The organism is Alphaproteobacteria bacterium LSUCC0684, from assembly GCA_041228335.1.
Lineage (GTDB): Bacteria > Pseudomonadota > Alphaproteobacteria > Puniceispirillales > UBA1172.
Genome location: CP166130.1, coordinates 295,917 through 316,951, shown reverse-complemented (window position 1 = coordinate 316,951; position 21,035 = coordinate 295,917). Strand labels below are relative to the sequence as shown.

Annotated in this window: 19 protein-coding genes; 8 read left to right on the top strand and 11 right to left on the bottom strand. The window is 58.0% G+C overall.

Features of this window, described 5'->3' with window-relative positions; all coding sequences use genetic code 11:
- Positions 1-152: 152 nt before the first annotated feature.
- Positions 153-2,147: a 4Fe-4S dicluster domain-containing protein gene (locus tag AB8880_01495; protein ID XDZ66095.1), complete on the top strand. Its 1,995-nt coding sequence runs from the start codon at positions 153-155 to the stop codon at positions 2,145-2,147.
- 43 nt (positions 2,148-2,190) lie between these two features.
- Here AB8880_01495 and AB8880_01490 read toward each other — a convergent pair whose 3' ends face one another.
- The 7 genes from AB8880_01490 to AB8880_01460 are packed head-to-tail and all read right to left on the bottom strand — an operon-like array spanning position 2,191 to position 6,493.
- Complete coding sequence (locus tag AB8880_01490) at positions 2,191-3,192, bottom strand: DUF6352 family protein (protein XDZ66094.1); 1,002 nt, start codon at positions 3,190-3,192, stop codon at positions 2,191-2,193.
- Complete coding sequence (locus AB8880_01485; GenBank protein ID XDZ66093.1) at positions 3,189-3,698, bottom strand: DUF6505 family protein; 510 nt, start codon at positions 3,696-3,698, stop codon at positions 3,189-3,191. The genes AB8880_01490 and AB8880_01485 overlap by 4 nt, the downstream gene beginning before the upstream one ends.
- Positions 3,695-4,441, bottom strand: a complete 747-nt coding sequence (locus AB8880_01480; protein ID XDZ66092.1) for a biotin/lipoate--protein ligase family protein — start codon at positions 4,439-4,441, stop codon at positions 3,695-3,697. The genes AB8880_01485 and AB8880_01480 overlap by 4 nt, the downstream gene beginning before the upstream one ends.
- A 2-nt stretch (positions 4,442-4,443) precedes the next feature.
- Positions 4,444-5,532 (bottom strand): Mrp/NBP35 family ATP-binding protein, encoded by a 1,089-nt coding sequence (locus AB8880_01475; GenBank protein XDZ66091.1) that lies wholly within the window; start codon positions 5,530-5,532, stop codon positions 4,444-4,446.
- Positions 5,533-5,549: 17 nt separating this feature from the next.
- A complete protein-coding gene (locus AB8880_01470; protein XDZ66090.1) occupies positions 5,550-5,762 on the bottom strand; it encodes a DUF6494 family protein in 213 nt (70 codons plus the stop codon).
- A gap of 60 nt (positions 5,763-5,822) precedes the next feature.
- Positions 5,823-6,194 carry a hypothetical protein gene (locus AB8880_01465; GenBank protein ID XDZ66089.1) on the bottom strand — a complete coding sequence of 124 codons (372 nt, stop codon included), beginning with the start codon at positions 6,192-6,194 and terminating at the stop codon, positions 5,823-5,825.
- Positions 6,195-6,205: 11 nt separating this feature from the next.
- Complete coding sequence (locus AB8880_01460; GenBank protein ID XDZ66088.1) at positions 6,206-6,493, bottom strand: DUF3144 domain-containing protein; 288 nt, start codon at positions 6,491-6,493, stop codon at positions 6,206-6,208.
- A gap of 132 nt (positions 6,494-6,625) precedes the next feature.
- On the opposite strand from AB8880_01460, the gene AB8880_01455 reads away from it, so the two are divergent.
- From AB8880_01455 to AB8880_01425, 7 genes are all read left to right on the top strand, one after another.
- Positions 6,626-8,107, top strand: coding sequence for an ABC transporter substrate-binding protein (locus tag AB8880_01455; protein XDZ66087.1), 1,482 nt, complete (start codon positions 6,626-6,628; stop codon positions 8,105-8,107).
- 58 nt (positions 8,108-8,165) lie between these two features.
- On the top strand, positions 8,166-9,116 hold the full coding sequence (locus AB8880_01450; protein ID XDZ66086.1) for an ABC transporter permease: 951 nt from the start codon (positions 8,166-8,168) through the stop codon (positions 9,114-9,116).
- Positions 9,113-9,934, top strand: coding sequence for an ABC transporter permease (locus tag AB8880_01445; GenBank protein XDZ66085.1), 822 nt, complete (start codon positions 9,113-9,115; stop codon positions 9,932-9,934). The genes AB8880_01450 and AB8880_01445 overlap by 4 nt, the downstream gene beginning before the upstream one ends.
- Positions 9,934-11,589: a nickel ABC transporter ATP-binding protein NikE gene (nikE, locus tag AB8880_01440; GenBank protein XDZ66084.1), complete on the top strand. Its 1,656-nt coding sequence runs from the start codon at positions 9,934-9,936 to the stop codon at positions 11,587-11,589. The genes AB8880_01445 and nikE overlap by 1 nt, the downstream gene beginning before the upstream one ends.
- Complete coding sequence (locus tag AB8880_01435) at positions 11,576-12,574, top strand: P1 family peptidase (GenBank protein XDZ66083.1); 999 nt, start codon at positions 11,576-11,578, stop codon at positions 12,572-12,574. Before nikE ends, AB8880_01435 begins: the two co-directional genes overlap by 14 nt.
- A gap of 110 nt (positions 12,575-12,684) precedes the next feature.
- Positions 12,685-14,115 carry an amidase gene (locus AB8880_01430; GenBank protein ID XDZ66082.1) on the top strand — a complete coding sequence of 477 codons (1,431 nt, stop codon included), beginning with the start codon at positions 12,685-12,687 and terminating at the stop codon, positions 14,113-14,115.
- Between the two features lie 63 nt (positions 14,116-14,178).
- Complete coding sequence (locus AB8880_01425; protein ID XDZ66081.1) at positions 14,179-14,838, top strand: carbonic anhydrase; 660 nt, start codon at positions 14,179-14,181, stop codon at positions 14,836-14,838.
- Between the two features lie 66 nt (positions 14,839-14,904).
- Here AB8880_01425 and AB8880_01420 read toward each other — a convergent pair whose 3' ends face one another.
- The 4 genes from AB8880_01420 to AB8880_01405 form a co-directional block, all read right to left on the bottom strand.
- Positions 14,905-17,022 carry a dipeptide ABC transporter ATP-binding protein gene (locus AB8880_01420; protein ID XDZ66080.1) on the bottom strand — a complete coding sequence of 706 codons (2,118 nt, stop codon included), beginning with the start codon at positions 17,020-17,022 and terminating at the stop codon, positions 14,905-14,907.
- A 10-nt stretch (positions 17,023-17,032) separates the two neighbouring features.
- Positions 17,033-18,187, bottom strand: a complete 1,155-nt coding sequence (locus AB8880_01415; protein ID XDZ66079.1) for an ABC transporter permease — start codon at positions 18,185-18,187, stop codon at positions 17,033-17,035.
- A gap of 13 nt (positions 18,188-18,200) precedes the next feature.
- Positions 18,201-19,247 carry an ABC transporter permease gene (locus AB8880_01410; GenBank protein XDZ66078.1) on the bottom strand — a complete coding sequence of 349 codons (1,047 nt, stop codon included), beginning with the start codon at positions 19,245-19,247 and terminating at the stop codon, positions 18,201-18,203.
- Between the two features lie 63 nt (positions 19,248-19,310).
- Positions 19,311-20,981 (bottom strand): ABC transporter substrate-binding protein, encoded by a 1,671-nt coding sequence (locus tag AB8880_01405; protein ID XDZ66077.1) that lies wholly within the window; start codon positions 20,979-20,981, stop codon positions 19,311-19,313.
- Between the last annotated feature and the right edge of the window lie 54 nt (positions 20,982-21,035).

Genomic DNA, 21,035 nt, shown 5'->3' with positions numbered 1-21,035 from the left:
GACGGCCGCCGGAATTCGATTTGATGACAGGCATTGCCTTTCGCTGGAATAATTCTACAGTATTAGCATCTGCTGAGAAGAGCAAGCACCATGAACAAAGATTGCAGGTCGGAAAAGATGTTGCCAATCCGTTTCGTAATGGGGAAATGTTGATGAAACATAAGGCCAGGGAGATACTGATCTGCGATTGCGGTGGGACCATGCCGATTGACGGCAAGGCCCTTGCCAACGCCTGCGGCGGCACCGGAGATGAAGTGGCGACAAGCCTCTGCCGCAGCCAGACCGACCGCATCCTCCGCGCGCTTGAAGGTGATGCCCCCGTCGCCATTGCCTGCACCCAGGAGACCGCCGTCTTTGAGGCCCTTGCCGAAGAGGCCGGAAAGCCTGCCCCTGATGTGTTCAATATCCGGGAGCGTGCCGGATGGTCCGATGAAGCGGCCAAGGCCACGCCGAAAATGGCGGCGCTCATCGCCGAGGCCATGCACGGAACGCCCGGCCCGGCCAGCATGGCGCTCATCTCCCATGGACGCTGCCTGATCTATGGCCGGGGGGAAGAAGCTCTTGAGCTTGGCCGGATGCTGAAAGATGATCTCGGCGTCACCGTGATGCTGACGGACCCGGAAAACACCGCCCCCGACGCCGCCATGGCAGGTATGGTGGTGACAGGACGAATCACTTCGGCCAAGGGATATTTCACCCATTTCAGCATCACCATTGATGATTTCGCCGAAGCGCTGCCGAACAGCCGCGATGCGTGGAAATTCGAGTCGCCAAGCGATGGGGTTGAAACAGGATGCGATATCGTGATTGACCTCACCGGCGGGACACCACTTTTCACCGGCGCGCATAAGCGGGATGGCTATCTTCGCGCCGATCCTGATGATATCGCTTCCCATGCGGCGCTGGCGGTCAAGGCAAAAAGCCTGATCGGGGAGTTCGAGAAGCCCCTTTATGTTCGCACCGATGCTGATCTCTGTGCCCATAGCCGCAACGGAATCACCGGCTGCAGCCGATGTCTTGATGTCTGCCCGGCCGGCGCCATCAGCACGGCGGGCAATCATGTGTCGATCGATCCCGGCATCTGCGGCGGCTGCGGGATGTGCGGGGCTGCATGCCCATCAGGTGCCGTCCAGACCATGACGCCGCCCGCCGAACAGACCGCCGGGCGGATGGCTACGCTGATCGATGCCTATGAGGCCGCTGGCGGCAAGACACCCTCTCTTCTGCTCCATGATGAAATCTATGGTGAGGAAATGATCAGCCTCCTGGCACGTCATGGACGCGGCCTGCCTGCACGCGTGATTCCGCTTGGCCTGCACAGCGTCGCACGGACCGGCCATGATACGATCATCGCGGCGGTGGCGCTCGGCTTTGAGCAGGTCTTTGTCCTGCTTGATCCCAACAAGAGCGATGAAAATCAGCCTGTCCATGATCAGGTCGAGCTTGCCCTGACCCTGCTTGCCGGTGCCGGTATCGAGACCGAAGGGCGCATCACGATCATCGACGATGCCGATCCGGACAAGGTGGCCGAACATCTTTATGGCACCGCGCTGCCGAAAAAATTCAAGCCCGCGCCCTTCGCCCCGGCCGGAACACCGCGCGGCATGACGCGACTGGCGATGCGCGGGCTGGCCAAGGCAAACAAGGCACCTTCGGAGATCATCCCGCTACCGGCAGGTGCCCCTTATGGCCAGGTGAGCGTCGATACCGACAACTGCACGATCTGTCTTTCCTGTGTCGGGGCCTGCCCGGCGGGAGCGTTGCAGGACAATCCCGATGCGCCGCAACTGCTCTTCCGCGAGGATGCCTGCCTGCAATGCGGCATCTGCGCTGCCACCTGCCCGGAAAAAGTCATCACGCTGGTGCCGCAATTCAATCTCGGTGATGCGGCGATGACCAACCAGCTCATCATTGAAGACGAGCCCTTTGCCTGCACGTCCTGCGGCAAGTTCTTCGGCACGAAACGGTCCATCGAGGCTATTGTGGCGAAACTGGAAGGGCACAGCATGTTCACCGGAGAAGACAAGCTCAACATGCTCAAGCAGTGCGAGGACTGCCGTGTCAAAAGTCTCTTCGGCGGTGAGGAAAAAATGGCGGATGTGGGGGAGCGGCCGAGGCCACGCACCACCGACGATTACCTCAACTGAAGATCACGCCGTTTCACCGGCAGTCTGGTCCGGGCCTGCCCGGTCAGGATGATTTTTCCGCCAGCGGCAGATTGACCAGCACATTCTGCGGCTTTGCCCGGACAATCCCCGCCGGATTCATGGCAAGGCCCATATAGACCGGGGCATTGAGATACTCCGCCTCAAACCCTTCGGCGCTGGTCAGCTGAAAAAGGCAGAGAATCTGTTTGAGCCGGTCTTCCTCCACCTCCTCCCCCCGGAAGAGATCATTGAGGATACGGGTGGAATCGACATCAAGCCCCAAATGCCAGCGCCAGTTGTCGTCATCGATCCTGACCATCGGCGCAACCCGGGTTGAAATCCGCAGGAAATGGGCAATCCAGTCTTCCAGCACCCGGCAGAGCGCATCGAGCGCCGGCTGGGTGAAGGCGATATCAACCGACATGTTAAAGAGATCATGGCGCTGCCAGTATTCGCCCGCGGTCTCCGAGGTCATGATATCGATCATGACGTTGCGGGCAGCATCTCCGGGTGTTTCATCCATGGCCTGCTGATAATCGGCCTGAAGCTGAACCGTGGTGCTGTCGGCCACCATGATGCGGCCGTCATCAATCGACACGCGCTGATCCCGAAAGAGAATCTCCGCCGCCCGCAGTTTCATCGGGTCGGTTTCGCCATCAAGGATGTTGCGCAGAATGATATGCGCCATATGTTCCATGAAGAGCGGGGGAAACTGAACCGTGGCGCCCCGTGCCGCCGCCAGATAGGCGGCCTCCAGCGTGTCGTGCCGGCTGAGGAAATCACGGAAGCGCAATACCGCCCGGTAATTATGCGCAACATCCGGGTCTTTAATCGCCTCAAGTTCGGCTTCATCAACAAGGCTGAACGGCGATTTGCTGAGTTTGCCATGAAGCGCTATCTCGGCATCGCAGCTTTCCTCAACCAGCGCGAGTTCCGGCCGGGTAAAATAGGCGGCCATGAAGTCTTCGCTCGGAATCATCCAGCCCTCGCTGTTCCGATCCAGGAGATGCCATCCTGATGTGAACCAGAAATCCTGCCCGCTCATGGCTTTTGTTCCTCGCCGCTGGTGCTGTTTTCATCCTCGATCATGGTCCAGATTTTCTGCTCCGCGCAACTCTCCGCCTTGGGCAGATGCCGGAACTTTTCATGAATACCATCCGGGGCAAGCTCACGCATGACGGTGAGCAGGGTGCCTTTCTGATGATCACGGCAAAGATCAGCCATGAAGGCGATTTCCTCATCCGCGGCGGCGCCTGCCGCTTCCCGGGACGGGGCGCCGAAATCCCGCATAAACCGGTCAATCAGGCTTTGGCGGATTTCCGCAAGATCCGCCGGGCTCACCGATGCCACGGTGACGAAGGTGGAATAACCGAAACTCGATATCCCCAGAAAACCGTTGGCGAAAGCCTGGCGCAGTTTGCCGGTGATATCTTCCGGGGTGAGATGATGGAAGGTGAAGGTACCTGTCAGCGCCCATTCCCCCTCGTCAGCGGCAACCGGAAAGATGTTGAGATCGGACGGATCAAACCGAATGGTGCGGGCAAGTTTCATGACGATGCCGACCAGACCGACGGATCAAGGAGACTAAGGCTGACCGGCGTTCCATCGCGCCGGGCAAGCCCGGCACCCTCGCCATCGACGCCCATCCATTCGAGGCTGGTATCAACCGTGGCGCAAGCCTCGTCAAGACGGGACTTCCACATATCATGAACCGGCCGGAAGCCTTCATCCTCCCAGCGGTGGAGCCAGACCAGAAAATGACGGCAGACCGATTCGAGCAATCTGGTACGGGAGACATAGCTGCCACCTTCTTCGGAAAGACTTGTTTCATCGGGTATCGTGCCTGTCTCTCCTTCGGTGAGCTCGCCGCGAAGGGCAAGGGAGGCATGGACAATCATCCAGCCCGGGCAGCCGTTTTCATCACCGGCCGCATCAATCTCAATCCCGCACCAGCCGGCATAGCCGCGATTAAGCAGGATCGCCCCCGGAAACCTGTAGGTCACGGCAACTTCGGGCGGCGCGAGCGCCCCGATCGAATCACCAAGCGCCACCATCAGCACATAATGCATCTGGACCGCCTCAGCCGAGGTCACTTCAGGGGCGAGCGTAACCGCCATCCGGAGATGATCCGCATCAACGCTGTAGCAAACAACCCCGACTTCCCCCCGGGCGGCAACCGAAACCGCCTTTGCCAGCACATCACGATCTTTTTCCACCTCAAGCGGGGTCAGGAGCGGCGGCAGTTGCGGCGCGGTGTTGTCATCAGCCGGATCAGGTTCGTAATAGAGTGACATATTTATCCCTGTTGCGGCGCATGCTGGAGATCGGCAATTTCCATCAGACGCCGGGCAATTTCCCGATATTCCATGGCCTGGGGGGATTTTGGCGCCGATACGACAATCGGCGTGCCGGAATCCGACCCTTCGCGAATATCCAAGGATAAGGGGATTTCACCCAAGAGTTCAAGACCCCGGCGTTCCGCCTCACGGGCCGCGCCGCCCTTGCCGAAGATATGATCTTCGCGGCCGCAATCCGGGCAGACCCATTTTGCCATGTTCTGGATCATGCCCAGCACCGGCACGCCGGCTTTCTGGAACATCGTCAGCGCTTTCACCACATCAAGCAGGGCGATATCCTGCGGGGTCGAGACGATCACCGCGCCGGCAAGACTGACCTGCTGGGCAAGAGATATCTGGATATCACCGGTGCCTGGCGGCAAGTCGATGATGATGACGTCAAGCTCCCCCCACACAACCGCATTGAGCATCTGGGTCAGCGCGGACTGCACCATCGGCCCGCGCCAGATCATGGCGGTTTCATCCGGCACCAGCAACCCCATGGACATCACCTTGACGCCGTAATTTTCAAGCGGCGTGACCATATCCCCGCCTGCCGCGGCGGGACGCCCGCTCACCCCCAGCATGCGGGGCTGGGACGGGCCATAGACATCGGCATCCAGAATACCCACCCGCAGCCCTTCGAGCCGGAGGGAGATGGCAAGGTTGACCGCGGTGGTGGATTTGCCGACCCCGCCCTTGCCTGAGGCCACGGCAACAAACCGGCGCACCGAGGAGGTGAGCTCCTTCTCGCGGCCTTCGGGTTCGGCCTCCTCCATGGTGGCGGCTATATCCCTTGCCTGATGGGCGGTGACAATCACCGTTGCGCTGGTCACCCCGTCAAGGGCAAGAACGGCATTCTCCGCGGCCTTGCGTACCGGTTCCATCGCCGGGCCGCGATGTGGCGGCACCGTCAGCATGACGGCAATATTGCTGTCCTTGATGGTGATGCCATCGACAAGCCCAAGGGCGACGATATCCTTGCCCTGGGACGGGTCCATCACCCCGGCAAGGGTCGCGAGAATCAGATCTTCGGTCAGATCGGTCATTTATCGCCGCCGCCGCATCAGCCCCGGTCCGGCCCGATCAGTGTCGCCGAGACTTCATGGGTGAAATTCAGCTCCGGGATGCTGATGGTGGCCGTGATCGGCAATTCCGCCCCCGGCTCAATGCCCGCCATGGCCTTTTCAAGTTCCTGATGTGTTGTCACGCCGAGCTGTTTCAGAAACTTCCGAATAGCCATGGTATAGGCGTCGTCATTCATGTCATTTTTTTGCATGGGTCTTCCCCTCCCGGATCAGAAAAGGTGTTCATGTTGAACACCTGATATGCCAATGATTTATTTTCTTTCAAGTGTATCCACATAAGCGAGGATATTTTCAACATCCATCGGGGTGAGCACGATCTCATGACTGAAGGCGGGCAGATTTTCGGGCCGATCTTCGGAGACGCCTTCAATCCGGACCAGCGACGGATGCGGCGGCAGGATGAAAAACACTTCAAACCGCGCCCGCCAGTCCGGCAGATTTTTCATCGCCTCAAAAGACGGGGTTGAACCGATCCCGCCATAGGGATTGATATCGCCGATCACATGACACCGGGTGCAGTGTTCGCGCACAAGCTGCCGCCCCGCATCCGCGCCGGCGACAGCCGGGCCGCTTGTACAGTTGAGAAAAAGAAGAGCACCCAGTGCCGTAACAGATCGTCTCATCACCGGAGCTTTCACACCGTGGGATCCGCCATGTGTTCACGCAGCATATCCGCATATTGCCGCGTCATGTGTTCGATGAAACTGTCATGGTTGTCCGTATTAAGGACATTCTTGCCGACATGGGCGTTGTAGCGGGCGGCGGCATAAAGCATGGCGTAATGCAGATCGGTTGCAACGATCTTCTTGTTTCGCGTATTTGCCAGCGAGATGAACTGATCGGCAACCTTGAGAAACTGATCCGTCCCAAGCTCGCCACTGCGCGGGTTTTCCGGCCTTATATGCCAGTCCTTCAACGTCATGATCATCTCCCTTCAATGTCATTGAAAATGGTGAAAGGTCTTTTGTTCTCTGGTAATACGTTATATGACATCGCCATTGAAATACACCGTTGAGATCCACCACGCGTCAAAAAGCGACAGGAAAACTTGATCATGGCCTCTTTCAGGTACCTTTGCTGCATCGCAGCCGCAGTTCTTGCCAGTTTCGCACCTGCCCAGGCAGCGCGGAATTCGATCACCCTCGGCATGCAGCTTGAGCCGCCGCATCTCGACCCGACCAGCGCCGCCGCCGGAGCGATCGATCAGGTTCTTTACGCCAATGTGTTCGAAGGACTGACACGTTTTGCCGCCGACGGATCGATCATCCCCGGGCTTGCCCGGCAATGGGAAATCAGCGGCGATGGCCGCATCTACACGTTTGACCTCGCCCCGGACGTGACCTTTCATGACGGCTCCCGCATGGATGCACGCGATGTCAAATTCACCCTCGACCGGGCCCGGGCAGAAACATCCGCCAATGCCCAGAAGGGGTTATTCACCGGCATTTCCTCTATCGATATCCTGAGCGATACGCGCGTGCGGATCACCCTTGCCGAACCCGATGGCCAGTTTCTTTTCAATCTTGCCTGGGGCGATGCCGTCATCGTGGCAGAAGAGAGCATTGCCGATATCAGGACAACCCCCGTCGGAACCGGCCCTTTCCGTTTCAACCGGTGGATCAAGGGTGACCGAATCATCCTGAAACGTAACCCCGATTACTGGGGTGAACCTGCCCTGCTCGAGGAGGCGACCTTCCGGTTTATCGCTGATCCTTCGGCCAGTTATGCCGCCATGATGGCGGGTGACATCGATGCCTTTCCGGGGTATCCGGCCCCGGAGACACTCGCCCAGTTCGAGGCTGACCCGCGCTTCCGCGTCACCCGGGGCTCCACCGAAGGGGAAACCATTCTGGCCATCAACAACAAGGCGGAGCATTTTTCAGATCGCCTTGTCCGCAAGGCCGTCGCCCATGCCATCGACCGGCGGGCGATCATCGATGGCGCCATGTTCGGCTATGGCACGCCGATTGGCACGCATTTCGCCCCGCATCATCCTGACTACCTCGATCTGACGGAAATCTCGGAATACGATCCGGGGAAAGCCCGTGCCCTCCTGGCCGAGGCCGGATATCCCGACGGTTTTGCAACAACGCTCAAACTGCCGCCTCCAAGCTATGCCCGGCGTGGCGGTGAAATCATTCAGGCGCAGCTTCGCGACGTCGGCATTTCGGCCGAGATCATCACCCTTGAATGGGCGCAGTGGCTTGAAGAGGTTTTCCGCGGCAAGGATTACGGCCTGACCATCGTCAGCCATACCGAACCTTTCGATATCGGCATTTATGCCCGGCCGGACTATTATTTCCAGTACGACAACCCGGCGTTTCAGGACCTGATGGCTCGCCTGAAAAAAGAAAACAATCCGGCTGAACGCCGCCGACTGAGCCAGCAGGCCCAGCGCATCATCGCCGAAGATTATGTCAACGGGTATCTTTTCCAGCTTCCCCAGACCGGGGTGATCAACCGTAAGATCGTCGGGTTGTGGGAAAACGCACCGACCCAGGCCACGGATCTGACAGCGGTTTACTGGCAGGACTAGTCGCTTTATCCTTTGACGCCGGGCTGCCATGAGGGCGCCCCTGTCCGGAGCCGTTATCATGCTTGCCTATCTGGTGCGCAAAGCTGTTCTTCTTGCCGCGAGTCTCTTGATGGCATCCCTTCTGGTGTTCGCGCTCATCGAGGTTATCCCGGGCGATCCCGCTGCCTATATGCTCGGCATCAATGCCCGGGCTGATACGCTCCTTGCCCTGCGGGCGGAACTCGGCCTCGATGCCGCCGCCCCCTTGCGATACTGGCAATGGATCAGCGGCATGATGACCGGAGATTTCGGCATTTCCTACACCTATCGGGTGCCGGTGCTGGATATTGTGCTTGAACGTCTTGCGGTATCGGTGCCGCTGGCGCTTTATGCGCTGGTGCTGGCCGTGGCCATGGCCTTTCCGGCCGCGATCATGGCGGCACATCGCAAGGGATCACGCGGTGACCGCGCCTTGCTGGTGATGACCCAGATCGGGATAGCGGTGCCGAATTTCTGGCTTGCGATACTTCTTGTGTATGTGTTCTCCCTGATGCTGGGATGGTTTTCGGCAGGCGGGTTCGACGGCTGGAGCGAAGGCGTTGCGCAAGGGATGAAGGCGCTGACCCTGCCGGCCATCGCCCTTGCCCTGCCCCAGGCGGCCATCCTTGCCCGGGTCATGCGCGAATCCCTGATCGAAACCTTGCGCGAAGACTATATCCGGACCGCACGGGCCAAGGGGCTTACCCGATTTCAAGCCCTCTTCCGCCACGGGCTCCGCAACGCGCTCATTCCGGTGCTGACCATTCTGGGGATGCAGTTCTCCTTCCTGCTGGCGGGGGCCATCATCATTGAAAATGTGTTTTTCCTTCCCGGCCTGGGCCGCCTTGTTTTTCAGGCGATCGCCCAGCGTGATCTGATCCTTGTTGAGAGCGTCGTCTTTCTCCTGATGGTCGCCGTCATGACCGTGACCTTTCTGGTCGATGTCGCTTATGCGCTTGTTGACCCGCGCATCCGCGGAGGCCGGCCATGAGGCCGCGCTCCTCCCTTGCTTTCCGGGCGGGGCTCGCCCTCACCCTTGCGATGGTGATCATGGCCGTGACCGCAAGTTTCTGGACCCCTCATGATCCGGCAGGCATGGAGATTACGTCCCGGCTCAAGCCGCCCTCCTTCGCCCATCCCTTTGGTACAGATCATTTCGGCCGCGATGTGCTGTCGATGATCATGGCCGGATCCCGGATCACCCTTGGGGTGGCGCTGGCGTCGGTGGCCATCGGGATGGGGGTTGGTATCCCGCTGGGGCTGACCGCCGCCGCCCTCCATGGCCGCGCCGCGGATGATGCGGTATTGCGGGCCAATGACCTGATCTTTGCCTTTCCGGCGCTGGTCACCGCAATACTGATCGCGGCAAGGTTTGGCCCGGGAGCCTATACCGCCATTCTGGCGATCGGTCTTTTCAATATTCCGGTCTTTGCCCGTATCACCCGGGGGGCGGCGCTGCCGCTCTGGCATCGGGATTTCATTCGCGCAGCCTTTCTTGCGGGCAAGGGAAAGATGCGGATTTCGGTTGAGCATATTCTGCCCAATATCGCCCATCTGATCATTGTCCAGGCCTCCATCCAGTTTTCCCTCGCCATTCTTGCCGAAGCAGGCCTTTCCTATATCGGGCTAGGGGTTCAGCCGCCAGCGCCAAGCTGGGGGCGACTTCTTGCCGACAGCCAGACCATGGTGGCCATCTCACCTTATCCTGTGCTGATTTCCGGCCTTGCCATCATACTGACGGTCCTCGGCTTCAATCTCATGGCGGATGGGCTGAAGACACGCTATATCCGCACCCGGGAGACGGGCTGATGGCAGAGGTGATCCGCACGAACGGCCTTTCCGTCCGGCTCCGGGAGAAGACGCTTCTTGACGGGCTTGATCTTGTGCTTGAAAAGGGGCGTATCCTCGGCATCACGGGCGAGAGTGGCTCGGGCAAATCCCTGACGGCGCTGGCACTGATGGATCTTCTGCCGCAGCCGCTCGAACGGCATGGCGAGATCCTGCTGGAAGGCCAGCGCATTGACCGCGCCGATGACAACGCCATGAGCCATCTTCGCGGCCGCAGGATGGCGCTTGTGTTCCAGGAACCCATGACCGCCCTCAACCCGCTTCTTCCCATCGGTGAGCAGGTGGCCGAAGTCTTTCGCCAGCATCGCCGGATGGACAGGACGGACGCGCGGCGCAAGGCGGGTGCCGTGCTCGAACGTGTCGGCCTCGGGCGTGAAATCGCCCCCCCTGACCGCCTGCCCCATGAACTCTCCGGCGGCCAGCGTCAGCGGGTGGTGATCGCCATGGCCATTGCCCTCGGCCCCGCGCTTCTGATCGCCGACGAGCCGACAACCTCCCTTGATGTGACAACCCAGAAAGCCATTCTCGATCTGCTCCGCTCCCTTGTGATGGAAGACGGGATGGCGATGATCCTGATTACCCATGATCTCGCGGTGATTGCTGAAACGGCTGATGATATCCTGCTGCTGAAAGATGGAAAGCCGCTGGCGACCGGCCCGGTTCAACTGCTTGCCCGCCCATCATCGATCCCCGAACTCGAGGCGCTGATCACGGCATCCTCCGGGCCTGCGGCACGCCCCGCCGGATCGGCGATGGCGGACACCCCGCCCCTTCTTGAGGTGCGTGAGGTCAGCCATGGCTATCCTTCTTCCCGGCGGCGGAATTCCGCCAGCGCAGAGGCCAGGGAAAAAGTGCTCACCGATGTTTCCTTTACCATCACCCGCGGGGAGACGGTGGGGCTGGTGGGGCGATCCGGCTGCGGGAAAACCACCTTGAGTCAGCTGGTGCTTGGCCTTGCTGCCCCGCAATCAGGGCAGATCAGGCTTGCCGGGGAAAGGCTTGATGCCCGCCATGTTCCGCGTCGATCAAGGCGCCAGATCTCGGCTGTGTTTCAGGATCCGTTCGGCTCCTTCAACCCGAGACGTCCGGTGGCATGGCTGGTGGCCGAACCACTCCATCTGCTTGACCCGGCGCCAGATCATGGGCGGAAACGTCAGCTCGCCCTTGAGGCGCTTGAAGCGGTCGGGCTTGACGCAAGCTTCCTTGACCGGCTGATCCATGAATGCTCCGGCGGCCAGCGGCAGCGTATCGCCTTTGCCCGGGCGCTGGTTACGCGGCCATCACTGATTGTGCTTGATGAACCTGTCTCGGCCCTCGATGCCCCGATCCGGCAACGCATCCTCGCCTTGATGGCGGAAACGGCGCAGGCCTTCGATATCGCAACGCTGTTCATCAGCCATGACTTATCGGTGGTGCGGTCCGTCTGCCCCCGTGTTATGGTACTGGCGGATGGGCGGCTGGTCGAAGACGGCGAAACCGAGACGGTGTTCACGCATCCAGGCCATCCGGAAACAGCACGACTGCTGGCCGCCGCACCAGACCTTACGAGCGCCCTCGCCCGGCTTGAAAAAGGGCGCCGGGGACAGAGAGGAGATAAAACCCATGCGGAAAGGTGAGCGCAACCTGATTACCGATATCCCCGGCCTCATCGTCGGCAATGCCGAAGATCACGGCCTGAAATCAGGGGTGACGGTGATTACCGCTGATGTGCCTTTCACGGCGGCGGTTCACGTCATGGGCGGCGCGCCAGGCATGCGCGACACCGCCCTCCTGGAGCCGGATAAACTGGTCGAGGAAATCGATGCGATCGTGCTTTCCGGCGGCTCTGCCTTCGGGCTTGATGCGGCGGGCGGCGTCATGCAGGCCTTGCGCGAAAAGGGCCGCGGCTTCGGGCTTGGCGACGTGCGGGTGCCGATCGTGCCGGCGGCGATACTTTTCGATCTTCTGAATGGCGGCAACAAGGACTGGCAGGAAAACCCGTATTCGGGGCTGGGCCGGGAAGCTTTTCTCCATGCGGGGACGGATTTTGAACTTGGAACGGCAGGCGCAGGCACCGGCGCGATCGCAGGCGAGGTCAAGGGCGGGCTCGGGTCAGCCTCGGCGGTGCTGGACAACGGCTTTTGTGTCGGCGCGCTGGTGGCGGTAAATGCCCTCGGCTCACCGCTTGCGCCGGGGCAGAAGAGATTCTGGGCCGCACCCTTCGAGATCGAGGCAGAATTTGGCGGGTTTGGCCTGCCCGACGCCATCGATCCGCTGGCCGAACCCCGGCTGCCGAAACTCAAGGCCCGGCCCGGCGGCAATACCACGATCGCCATTGTCGCAACCGATGCCGAATTACCCAAATCCGGCTGCCTGCGTCTGGCAACCGCAGCGCAGGACGGCATGGCCCGGGCGCTGGTGCCTGCCCATACATCTTTTGACGGGGATTGTGTTTTCGGGCTTGCCACCGGCAGCGCCGGCCCGGCCAGCCCTGTCGATCAGCTGATGCTTGGCCATGCCGCCAGCCTCTGCCTTGCCCGGGCGATTGCACGCGGTGTTCATGCCGCGCGTCCGGCGTCGGGAGACCCGTTCCCTTCGCTGAACGCCGTGTTGCCGGCTTGATGCGGCATCACCATGCCAATGCCCGATATTGAACTTGACCATGCCAGATCCCTCCGGTCATGGTAGAATCGTATTACATGATCCGATGAAATTGCTGCAGGACAGAAGAGATGACCACCCCTGATCTGATCGCCCTTGACGCCACCCGGATGGTGGAGCTGCTCAACGCCGGGGATATCACCCCCCATGACGCCCTTGATGCCATGGAACGCCGGGTTGAGGAAGTCGACGGCCATGTCAATGCCCTGCCCATCACGTCATTTGACCGCGCCCGGGCGGAGGCGGACCGGATGATGACATTGCCAAGGGAATCCCGCGGTGTTCTCAAAGGTCTGCCCGTGGCCATCAAGGATCTGAGCAATGTGGCGGGGGTGCGCTCAACCCAAGGATCGCCGATCTTTGCCGATTATATTCCGGATATATCCGATTATCTTGTCACCACGATCGAGGCGGCGGGCGGCATAGTGGCGGCGAAATCCAACACGCCGGAATTCGGGGCCGGGGCAAATACATTCAATGAGGTTTTCGGGGCGACGCGAAACCCGTGGAACACTGCCCTTTCCGCGGCCGGGTCATCCGGCGGGGCAGCCGTCGCGCTGGCAACAGGCATGGCCTGGCTTGCCCATGGATCCGATCTTGGAGGCTCACTTCGCAATCCGGCAAGTTTCAATGGCATTGTCGGCATGCGGCCAAGCCCCGGGCGGGTGGCAAGCGGCCCCTGCGCCAACCCGTTTGATTCGCTTTCGGTGGATGGACCGATGGCCAGATGCATCGCCGATGTGGCGCTTTTCCTCGATGCGATGGCTATTCATGACCCACGCGTTCCCATCAGTCTTGAAGCGCCTGCCCGGCCTTTCCTTGACGCTGCTCGGGAGGCTGTGCCGCCAAGGCGCGTTGCCTTCAGCGCTGATCTCGGCATCACGCCGGTGGATCCGGTCATCGCCGATCTCTGCTGTGCAGCGGCCAGGAAACTTGCGGATGCCGGGATCGAGGTGATCGAACGCCACCCTGATTTCACCGGCGCGCATGAGGCGTTTCAGGTGCTGCGGGCGCATGGATTTGCCGCCTCCCTCCTTGATCTCTATGAAAATCAGCGGGAGCTGCTGAAGCCGGAAGTTGTGTGGAACATTGAGCGCGGACTTGCGCTGAGCGCGGCGGATATCGCCGGGGCCGAACGCCTGCGCGGGGAGATCTTCAACCGCGCCGCAGGTTTCATGCATGACGTCGATCTCCTGCTCACCCCGGCCACGATCGTGCCGCCCTATCCGGTGGAAGAACGTTATGTGAGCGCCTGCAACGGGGTTGAGTTTGAAACCTATATCGACTGGCTGGCGATTGCCTATGCCATCACGCTCACCAGTCTGCCGGCCCTCTCCATGCCCGCCGGGCTTACCCCTGATGGCCTGCCGGCCGGACTCCAGCTTGTGGGCAAGCCCCGGGGCGAAGCCATGCTGCTGAGCCACGCGGCAATGGTTGAGACTGTCCTCGGCCGTCTGGCCATCCCGAGAAATCCTCATTCGGCATCTGCCAGCCCGGGGTGAAAACATGGCGCAGGCAAAACACAAGGCTTGAAACTCCCGCATCAAGACGATAAGAAGATAGCCATGATGAGCAATACCAAGATCAGACCCCTGCCATCCTATCTCGTCAAGCGCTACATGGGCTGGCGGTCGATGGAATACGAGGAAAACCGGAGCTGGTTTCAGCATCTGGCCAATATGGGCCAGCATCCCCGGGCCATGGTTATTTCCTGCTGCGACAGCCGTGTCCATGCCATGTCACTTTTCGGCGGCGAGAGCGGGGAGTTCTTCATCCACCGCAACATTGCCAATCTGATCCCGCCGTTTAACCCAAACGGCGACCATCATGGCACGTCGGCGGCGATCGAATACGCGGTGACGGTGCTCAACATTGCCCATCTGATCGTGCTCGGGCATTCGAACTGCGGCGGCATCAACAGCGGTTTTCATGTCTGCAATTCCGAAGAAAATCACAGTTTCAAGGATACGAGCTTTATTCACAAATGGCTGAATATCCTGAAACCTGCCTATGAAAAGCTGAACAAATCCGGGGATGAAACAAGCCAGATCCGGGAGCTTGAACAGTTGAGCATCATTGTCAGCCTGAACAACCTGATGGGCTTTCCCTTTGTCCGGGAAGCTGTCGAAGAAGACCGGCTCACCCTGCATGGCCTGTGGCACAATATCGGCTCGGGAGATCTGCTCGCCTATACAAGCGAGAGCGATCAATTTGAAACTGTCTAGCATATCATAGGGGCTGGAGCGGCCTTTTGTTCGAGCCTGGCGGCCGGCCAAGACCACCGGCCAAGATCAACGAGGTCTGGCTTTTTTCTTCTTTTTGTCTTCGGCAAGCGCGATCACCGGGCTCATGCGGGCAAGAATGCGGTCGCTTAAATGGCATTTCACCTGGTGCCCGTCTTTCAAGGTTCGTGTTTCAGGCAAGGTGGTCTCACAGAGGTTATCCTTGACATCGGATTTGTAACTGCATCGTGTCTGGAAAGGGCAACCTGTTGGCGGTTTCATCGCCGACGGGATATCGCCTTCCAGCACAATCCGCTTGCGTTTGATCCGCGTATCAGCAATGGGCACCGCGGAAAGAAGGGCTTCGGTATAGGGATGATAGGGTGGGCTGAATACCTGATCTGTGGTGCCGGATTCCACAATATGCCCAAGATACATCACGATGACGCGATCGGAAAGATAACGAACGATCGACAGATCATGACTGATGAAAAGGAGGGTGGTGTTGTTGCGACGCTGAATTTCCATCAGCAATTCGGTCACCGCTGCCTGCACCGAGACATCGAGCGCTGAAACCGGCTCATCCGCTACGACAATCTTGGCATCACCAGCAAAGGCGCGGGCAATTCCGACACGCTGTTTCTGCCCGCCGGAAAGCTGTCGTGGCATACGGCTCGCAAATTCCCGCGGCAATTTCACAAGATCCAACAGATTGAGCATCCGCTCTGTCCGCTCGGCGTCATTTTTACCTATGCCAAAGACTTCGAGCGCGCGGATAATCTGGCGGCCGACGGTCATGGAAGGATTGAGCGTATCAAATGGGTTCTGGAAAACCATCTGAACGGATGACACGGTTTTGGCGCTCCGCTCTTCGATCGGAATATCCTGGATCTCATCACCAAGCATGTTGATGATACCTTCTGAGGCGGTCTCAAGCCCCAAAAGAACTTTGGCCAGGGTGGATTTGCCGCAACCCGACTCACCAACAATCGCCACCGTTTCGGCTTCGTGAGCGGAAAAATTAATCGTCTCATTGGCTTTGATCAGCCTGCTGCCACCAGACCCAAAAAGGGCATTTGCCGAGACCCGGTAATATTTCTTGAGATTGCTAATTTCCAGCAACGTTTTGCCGGTTGAAGTATCTTCATGGGCATTATTGGCGGCGATCGCTTCGTCCCAATCGATGTCGTTAAAGCGCAAACAACGGCTGTCATGACGGGTCCGCTTATTCACCGTTTCCATGGGGATTGCAGCGTTGTTGCAAAGCCCGTCCCTGAAATACGAGCATCGAGGGCCAAAATTGCAACCATCCGGCCGTTCATGCGGCAGGGGAAAGTTGCCCGGGATAGCAACCAGCGGCCGCGTGTTTTTATCCGCACCTGGCAAGGGTATCGAGCGGAACAAAGCTTGGGTATAGGGGTGACGCATATTGTCAAAGACATCCTTGACGCCGCCAGTCTCAACCGCTTCGCCCGAATACATGACGCAGATACGATCACAGACATCCATCACCAGACCAAGATTATGGCTGATGAAGAGCATTGAGGTGCCATATTTCTTGCCCAGATCCTTGACCAGATCAACAATCCCCGCCTCGATGGTGACATCGAGGGCCGTGGTAGGTTCATCGAGAATCAACAGCGATGGTTTGGACATCAGTGCCATGGCGATCACAATCCGCTGCTGCTGGCCTCCGGACAGCTGATGCGGATAGGCTTCAAGGATTCGATCCGGGTCAGGCAGACGTACATCTTCCACCACCTGCCGCGCCAATTCGATGGCATCGGCCTTGCTCATATTCTCATGTATCATGGGCACTTCGGCCAATTGGCGACCGATTTTCATGGCCGGATTAAGCGATGCCATGGGCTCCTGATAGATCATGGCAATTTCAGAACCGCGGATTTGCCGCAACTCGGCTTCGCCCATCTCAGAGAGGTCTTGCCCCTTGAATTTGATCACGCCGCCGACAATACGGCCATTTACGCCCAGATCCTGCATCACGCCCAGGGCAACCGTGGATTTGCCGCACCCGGATTCCCCGACAAGCCCCATGGCCTCACCCGGCATCACGGTACAGGAAAAATCCATCACCGCAGGGATTTCATGCTGGCGAGTGAAGAAGGAGATCGACAGATGATCGATTTCGAGGATGGGTTGAACCTTTTGTCCTTTTGATATGGCCATGGTTCAGCTCCTAATCCTTGAGCGATTCTTCGCGCAAGCCATCTGCCAGAAGATTAAGCCCGAGCACAAGCGACATCAGGGCAATGGCTGGCGGTAGCGCAGGGTGAGGATAGATGGAAAGAAGTTTCCGGCCGTCATTGATGGTAGACCCCCAATCCGGGCTTTCAGGGCTGACACCAAGACCAAAGAAACCGAGCGTTCCGAGAAGGATGGTGGTGTAACCAATCCTGAGGCAGAAATCCACAATCAGCGGCCCTCTGGCATTGGGCAGAATTTCCCACAGCATGATGTACCAGGACCGCTCACCACGAGTCTGGGCGGCGGCGACATATTCCCGGGTCTGGATATCAAGCGTGATGCCGCGGACAATCCGGAACACCGTGGGGGAATTCACAAACACCACCGAAACAAACACATTGAGCAGATTGGGATCCATGTAGAATACGCCAAGAGGATCCGCGTTGAATGCAAGCCCGGAATAGGCCCAGAGACAGACGATCAGGGTGAGGCCGCAATAGAGGTTCCTTTTGCCGGGCTGATTGAAATAGCGTGACTGGAACAGCAGAAGCAAAAACACAATAGGGAACAGAAACAGCACCGCTGCCATGATGGTCGGAATGCCCGTGACACGGATTTCAGGGGTGACCAGCAGATAAAAGAGCAGAATGACCGGAAAGGCGAGAACAAGATTGGCAAGAAAGCTCAAGGTCGTATCAAGGCGCTTGCCAAAATAGGCGGCAGGCAACCCAAGCGTAATCCCTGCCATGAAGGCAAAGGCCGTGGCCGCCGGCGCAATAGAGAGCACGTTGCGCGCCCCCATCACCATACGAGAGAAGACATCGCGCGCCAGATTATCGCCGCCAAGAAGATAATATTCACCTTCAGCGCCCCTCAAGGGGGTGCCCGGCACTTTATTTTTCATCCCGGAAACCTGCACCAGCGGGTCGGCAGTAATGATAAAGTCAGCGAAAATGGCCGTCAGCACCCAGAACAGTACCAGGGCGAAACCTATCAGGCCAACACGAGAGCCATAAAGCCTGCCATAAAGCCCCAGCCTTTCACGGAAGATATAGGAAACAGTCATGATCACGGCCATGCCTATCCAGACAGGCGTGAACTGCGTGAATATTCTGATGATAATTTCAGACCAGCTTAATGGTTCCATATCCTCGCCTGCCTCAGGTCACCCTGATTTTGGGGTTCAGGAAAACGTATCCGATATCCGATATCAGTTGCGTGACCAGCACGACGAGCACCGCCACGATCGAGCATGACAGCAACAATTCGATATCGTTGTTGCCCGCAGCCTGGATCAACGTCCAGCCGAAACCTTTATAGTTAAACAGCGTTTCCACGATCACCACACCGGTCAGCAGCCAGGGGAACTGCAGCATGATCACGGTGAAAGGCGCAATCAAGGCGTTGCGCAACGCATGCTTTAAAACAATATTGGCAAAAGATACCCCTTTGAGCCTGGCGGTGCGAATATATTGCGCGGTCATGACCTCGGTCATGGAGGCGCGAGTCATCCGCGCGATATATCCCACACCATAAAGCGCGATGGTGACAACAGGCAGGGTAAAATTCGTAAAATTGGCATCATCCATGGCCGAGGTCGCCGTTCCATTGAACCATTTGAGGCCAAAGGCAGCGCTGGCAAAGATGGAAATAAACACCACCCCGGAGACATATTCCGGGGTTGCCGTCGTAATAATGGAGAAAGTGGATAAGGTCCGGTCGGTGCGTGAGCCTTCGTGCATCCCAGCTAAAATGCCGATGACAAGGGCCGTCGGCACCATCAGCAGCATCACGAAGCCCATCAGTTTGCCGGTCAACTCAAGCCGCTTGAAAATAATGTCCTCAACACGCCCCTGGAAAAGGGTGGTGTAACCAAGCTTGCCCTGGAAAACACCACAGAAACGAGGATATTTGCCATCTTCATCCGCCAGATACCCGCACCTGGCGATTTCGCTTCCATCCTCGTTGGTATATGTCCACCCCGGCATAAGCCCCAGCCATTCGCCATAGCGCAAAAAAAGATTTTGATGATAGCCATGGCGATCAAGCCAACGCACCACCTCTTCTTCGGTCATCCGGTTATTGGCTTCGGTCTTGGCCAGTTTCTTAAGATTTGGCTCAAGGTTGGTGAGAAAAAACACAACAAAAGTCAGGCACAACGAGGTCAATACCATTAAGCCCAGTCTTTTGATGAGGAAGATCAGCATATTTACCCGTAGATCAAATAAGCCATGCCGAATACTCGACATGGCTTATTGTTATGAGAGGTATTAAGAGGCAAAGCCCATATACTGGAAGCGATTCTCAAAGGTCACGTGCATGTCGGCACCTTTGAGATTTTTCCGGATATAGCGGAAAATGGCCCGCCAGTAAGGCTGAATTGTAACGCCTTCGGACTGGACAATTTCTTCCATCCTTCGCATGAGTTTGCGCCGCTCATCAGCATCGGCAATGGCCAGTGCTCTTTCCAGCAAGTCATCAAACTCCTTGTTGCTCCAGCCGAATTCGTTCCAGGCTTCACCTGAACGATAGGCAAGACCATAGATCTGGACACCTAATGGACGCTGGTTCCAGTTGGTGGAGGAGAAAGGATATTTCGTCCAGTCATTCCAGAACACCGACCCGGGCAGAATGGTTCTTTTCACCTTGAAGCCCGCATCACGCAACTGCTGCGCCACGGCATCCGTGGTGTTCTTCCGCCAGTCATCGTCAATCGAGACGATTTCATGCTCGAAATCTTCCATCCCGGCTTCCTTCATCAACGCCATGGCTGCAGCCGGATCATGCTTGAGCGGCGGCAGTTTTGCGTATTCGGGATGGATAGGGCAAACGTGATGGTTTTCAGCCACCTCGCCAAGCCCCGCATAGCCGAGCTCAAGGCAGACCGCATTATCCACCGCCAGCGCTATGGCGCGGCGAACACGGGCATCAGCATATGGCTTTTTGCCATCCACTTCAGCTTCCTGGTTAGGACGAATAACGATGGTGGCCGCCGTAACAACCTGCGACTTTTCAAAGGATCCAAGTGCGTCCATGACCTCAACAAAGTCACCCGTCATCTGGTGCACCATGTCAATCTCATCGGATTCGCAAGCTGCCACCCATGCCGATGGATCGGTACCATAGTCAATGATCTCAATCCGGTCGAGATACGCGCCATTGCCTTCGTTCCACCATTTATGGCTGGGATTGCGTTCCAGCACAGCCTTGACCCCTACCTCATGGCTTACCGGCAGATATGGACCGGTGCCAATCGGGTTGTTGACAAGCATGTCGGCCGTGTTGTCGTAGGACTTGTGCACGATAGCGGCAGGATAATCCGCCGCACCAACGATGATGGTGATATCCGGCTTTGGCAGATTGAGGCGAACCGTGTGGGAATCCACCACTTCAATCACGCCTTTTGCAGCTTTGTTCGTATCCGGGTCAATCAGCGTTGCCATACGGCCTGCCATTGAATTACCTTCAACGGTCTTGTCGCACCAGCGCTCAATATTGAAGGCAACATCGGCGGCGGTGAAGTCATCGCCATTGTTCCATTTTACGCCTTTGCGAACATGCAGCGTGTACTGGGTGGCGTCTTGGCTGACCTCCCAGCTCTCCAGCAGCTGGCCTACCAGGCTGCCATCGGTTTCGTAATGGACGAGATACTCAAGAAAGCCGCGGCAGAAATTGGCAATTTCAGACCAGTCCCAGGTTCGGGGGTCTTTCATTGGGCGAACTTCCATCTGGCACCGCAATGTGCCACCCATTTTCGGCGCATGACCATCAGCAAGTGACGGGGTCATGCCGATCATGGAATATGCGGCAACCGTGGAGACACCAAGGGCCGTCGCCCGCGTCAGAAATTCCCGGCGGCTCAATTCGCCAGCCTTGAATTCATTCGCATACATCTCTGCTGCGTTATGCGTGTATCTTCCTGTTATCTTGTTGTGAGACATTCATTCCTCCAATGAAGTTTTTTTCCACTCCAGAAAACAGATAAACATAAAATA